Here is a 3928-nt window from a genome sequence, read left to right as displayed (position 1 = left end):
TTCGGCTTCGGCTCCAGTGCGATCCGGAGGTTGTAGCCCTTTTCCTTGATGTAACCGGCGGCGGTGTCCACGCCTTCCTTCATGCGGTCCAGTGCTGCCGAGAGGTCCTTGGAACCGTCATATTCGCTGCCTTCGCGACCGCCCCACATCACGAACGTCTCGGCGCCAAGCTCGGCGGCGAGATCGATGTTGCGGAGGATCTTGCTCAGTGCGAAGCGGCGGATGGAGCGATCGTTCGAGGTAAAGCCGCCGTCCTTGAAGACGGGGTGGCTGAACAGGTTGGTGGTGACCATGGGTGTCTTCAGGCCGGTCTCAGCCAAGGCTGCCTTGAAGTTCTTGAGGATCAGCTCGCGCTCGGATGCGGTGGCATCAAAAGGAATCAGGTCATTGTCGTGGAAAGTGATGCCGTACGCGCCAAGCTCGCTGAGCTTGTGCACTGCTTCCACCGGGTCAAGGGCCGGGCGGGTAGCGACGCCGAAAGGATCGGCGCCGGTCCAACCGACGGTCCAGAGGCCGAAGGTGAAGCGGTCCTGCGGGGTGGGCTGCGGGGTCATTTTGCTCCTTTGCAAAGCACTGGGGAAGGAGGCGTAGAAAAGCACTCCAATTAGTTTTCAATCTGAACTATATGGGGGATGATGGATCATGGTCAATGGAAGCCAGCAACAATTTTTCAAATCCGCAGGGAGTCCCACGCCAGTGAACGAGTCAGCAGCGCCCGGCCGCGTAGGCGATGTCCGCCGTCGAAATCTTTCGCTGGTCCTGGACTCCATTGCCCGGACCGGCGATGCCAAGCCCAGCCGTGCGCAACTCGCAGCCGGAACGGGTCTTACCAAGGCGGCGGTCTCCAGCCTCGTGGCGGATCTGGTGGAGTCGGGCCTTGTTTCCGAAGTGGGCCTCTACCGCGATGGAGAGCGGGGAAGGCCTGGCCAGGGGCTGGAGCTCAGTTCGCGACGCGGCGTGGTGGGCATGGAAATCAACGTTGACTACCTTGCCGTGGGGTTGGTGGATCTGGGCGGTAATCTCCGCTTCCATTCCATTGTGGAATCGCGGAACCGGGGCATGGCACCCCAAGAGGTCATGCAGCGGCTGGGAAGTTTGGTGGCTGAAGCGGTTGCCGCAGCGGCAGTCGAAAACGTGGCCATCCTTGGTGGAGGCCTGGCCGTCCCGGGCCTGGTGGATGAGCAGCGGAACATGGTCCTGTCCGCCCCCAACCTCCACTGGGAAAACGAGCAATTGCAGCCCGGTTCCTTGCTTGAGGGTGCGCCCCTTGGCGTCCGGCTGTCCAACGAGGCCAACAGTGCTGCCCTCGGCGAACTTTGGTACGGCGGGGGGCCCGCAGATTTCCTCTACGTCTCCGGCGAAGTAGGTGTTGGTGGCGGTGTCATTATTGGCTCCGACCTCTATGTGGGCCCCGGGGGATCGGCGGGCGAACTGGGCCATATTGTTGTCCATCCGGAGGGGCCGGAGTGTTCCTGCGGCGGGGCGGGGTGCCTGGAAACTTTCGCCGGCCAAGAGGCAATCTTCGACGCCGCCAATATCCCTGACGGCTCACTGGCAGATCGGACGGAGCAGCTCCTGGCCGCCCTCGCCGCCCGGGATCCCGGCGCGCTGAAGGCAGTGCACGACGCCGGGCGGTACTTGGGCGTCGCGCTCGCCTCCTCGGCCCGCTTGATGGACATTGACGCCGTAGTCCTCGGTGGGCACTTTGCCTTGCTGGCAGAGTGGCTGAGGCCGGCGTTGCTTATGAGCTTGGAGCGCTATGCGCCGGGGCTCCTGGAGCCGGATAGCCTGGGTGTTTCCAGCTTGGAGCACTCCGGCACCCTTCTTGGGGCTGCCGGACAGGTCATCAGGTCGGTCATTGAGTCGCCGTTCGAGTTCCTTTTGGCGAGCAAGCTGGCCTAGTTTCGCCTATGGATCGGCGGCAATTCGGCGTGGGTTCTTTCGCATCATTCATCAGCATGCTTACTATTGATGAGTCAGTTGTTCGCGAAAACCAACCCCACGGACGAGTGCCCCATGACTACACAAGACTCAGCCCACACCAGCACAGCCAAGGAGCAGACCGCCCCTTCCCCGGAAGATTCGCGGAAGCCGGACAGCCCCAACGATCTCGTCAAGCCCACTTGGATGTACATCGCCAAGCGGACGCTCCGGGAGTTCACCAAGGATCAGTGTCCCGATGCTGCAGCCGGCCTGACGTATTACGCTGTGCTCTCCCTTTTCCCTGCGCTTTTGGCGTTGGTCTCGCTGATTGGCATCTTCGGCGACGCCGGACGCACCACCACGGCGTTGCTCGACATCGTTCAGCAGTTCGCGCCGGGGCCGGGTGTGGACGCCATGCGCCAGCCGATCGAGGAACTGACGCAGTCAAATACGGCCGGCCTCGCCTTGGTTTTCGGTATTTTGGTGGCGCTCTGGTCGGCGTCCGGCTACACCACAGCCTTCAGCAGGGCCATGAACCGGGTCTATGAAGTGGATGAAGGCCGCGGGTTCGTCAAACTGCGCGGAACCATGCTCGCGGTTACCATCGTTGCCGTGGTCGGTGCCGCAATCGCTGCGGCCATGCTGGTCCTGAGCGGCCCGGTAGCAGAGGCCATCGGCGGTGCCATTGGCCTGTCAGAGGCGGCCCTGACAGTCTGGAACATTGCCAAGTGGCCGGTCCTGATCTTGATCGTGGTGGCCATCATCGCAGTCCTCTACTACTTCACTCCCAACGTAAAGCAGCCCAAGTTCCGGTGGATGAGCATGGGTTCCTTCACCGCGCTGGTGATCTTTGCCTTGGCGTCGTTGGGATTTGGTTTCTACGTGGCCAACTTCAGCAACTACAACAAGACCTACGGCGCTCTGGCCGGCGTCATCATCATGCTGCTGTGGCTTTGGATCCTGAACATGTCCCTGCTGTTCGGTGCCGAGTTTGACGCCGAGATGGAACGCGGGCGCCAACTGCAGGGCGGTATTGAAGCCGAAAAGAGCATCCAGCTCCCGCCGCGCGATACCAAGAAGAGCGACAAGATGCAGGAAAAGGAAGACCAAGTCATTCGGGACGGCGAGGAAATCCGGGAAAATCACGGTGACCAGCCGGACCGGACAAGCAAGGGAGATCGTCGCCGTGAGAACTGATATGCAACACAAGAAGCTCAAGGCCATCAAGGGCGGCGACAACGTCCGGATCGGTGGTGAGATTTTCCAGGTCAGCTCCGTGGAACCTCAAGAAGGCTCACGGAACATCAGCCTCGTATTGGAAGGGCACGACGGCGGATCGGTCACCTTTATCGGGTTGCCGAAGGCCAAGATGCAGCTAGCGGCGCGGGCATCCTGAGCCGCACAAGCCTCCGGAGCTGACGGTTCAGGCTTCTGCGGGGAAGCCCTGATCGGCGTCGTCCCACCAACCTTCCCATGCGCTGGACGTCAGGCGCACGGTAACAGCGGGGGAGTGATCGGGGCTGGATTCGCCGGAGGGTCCGCTGTGGCTGCCGCTGGCATCGAGGAAGAAGCTGAGGGTCTTCAAGAGCATCATGGTGGTGTCCTTTCAGTGGTTTTCGTGGACCTCTTTGTCCAGGTAAAACCAGCGTAGGTGGGCATTGTTTCCTCCCATCGACGCAATGTTTCAGCTGTGTACCTTTTATCTCACTTGCCCGTTCGCCGACTCACAGCCGACACAAACCCGGTGTACCGCCACCACCTGCTTTGGAGCTCATAGGCGCCGCGACACACCCATATTGCGGCGTGTCCGGCCGTCCAGGATTCAAAGTGGGTGATGGCCGTACACGCTGCCAGGACGGACACACAAACAGGGCACCAAAAAGCGGGCCCCCGCCGTGACCGTGGCAGGAACCCGCTTGTTCTTGGAGTGATCCTCCCGCGGAGCTTAGGGCATCCGCGGGAGGATCACGTGTTACGCGAACGGGAGGACGAGCTCCGCGTAGCG

The 3928-nt window shown here is 61.5% G+C and carries 5 protein-coding genes; 3 read left to right on the top strand and 2 right to left on the bottom strand.

Annotated features, from left to right (window positions below):
• On the bottom strand, positions 1 to 554 hold a 554-nt coding region (locus tag HP499_RS21750; RefSeq protein WP_172326181.1), incomplete at its 3' end, for a TIM barrel protein.
• A 142-nt stretch (positions 555 to 696) separates the two neighbouring features.
• Here HP499_RS21750 and HP499_RS21745 point away from each other — a divergent pair.
• The 3 genes from HP499_RS21745 (at position 697) to HP499_RS21735 (ending at position 3319) form a co-directional block, all read left to right on the top strand.
• A complete protein-coding gene (locus tag HP499_RS21745; protein WP_309138436.1) occupies positions 697 to 1902 on the top strand; it encodes an ROK family transcriptional regulator in 1206 nt (401 codons plus the stop codon).
• A gap of 114 nt (positions 1903 to 2016) precedes the next feature.
• The gene (locus HP499_RS21740) at positions 2017 to 3120 is read left to right on the top strand and encodes a YihY/virulence factor BrkB family protein (protein ID WP_172326180.1); all 1104 of its coding nucleotides are present in this window, start codon (positions 2017 to 2019) and stop codon (positions 3118 to 3120) included.
• Positions 3110 to 3319, top strand: a complete 210-nt coding sequence (locus HP499_RS21735) for a hypothetical protein (RefSeq protein WP_309138435.1) — start codon at positions 3110 to 3112, stop codon at positions 3317 to 3319. Before HP499_RS21740 ends, HP499_RS21735 begins: the two co-directional genes overlap by 11 nt.
• A 27-nt stretch (positions 3320 to 3346) precedes the next feature.
• Here HP499_RS21735 and HP499_RS21730 read toward each other — a convergent pair whose 3' ends face one another.
• The gene (locus HP499_RS21730) at positions 3347 to 3517 is read right to left on the bottom strand and encodes a hypothetical protein (RefSeq protein ID WP_172326179.1); all 171 of its coding nucleotides are present in this window, start codon (positions 3515 to 3517) and stop codon (positions 3347 to 3349) included.
• Positions 3518 to 3928 lie beyond the last annotated feature (411 nt).

Origin of the sequence: Paenarthrobacter sp. CM16, from assembly GCF_013179505.1 — a bacterium.
Classification (GTDB): Bacteria; Actinomycetota; Actinomycetes; order Actinomycetales; family Micrococcaceae; genus Arthrobacter.
The sequence above is the reverse complement of the archived record's forward strand: the minus strand, read 5'-3'. Positions and strand labels throughout refer to the sequence as shown.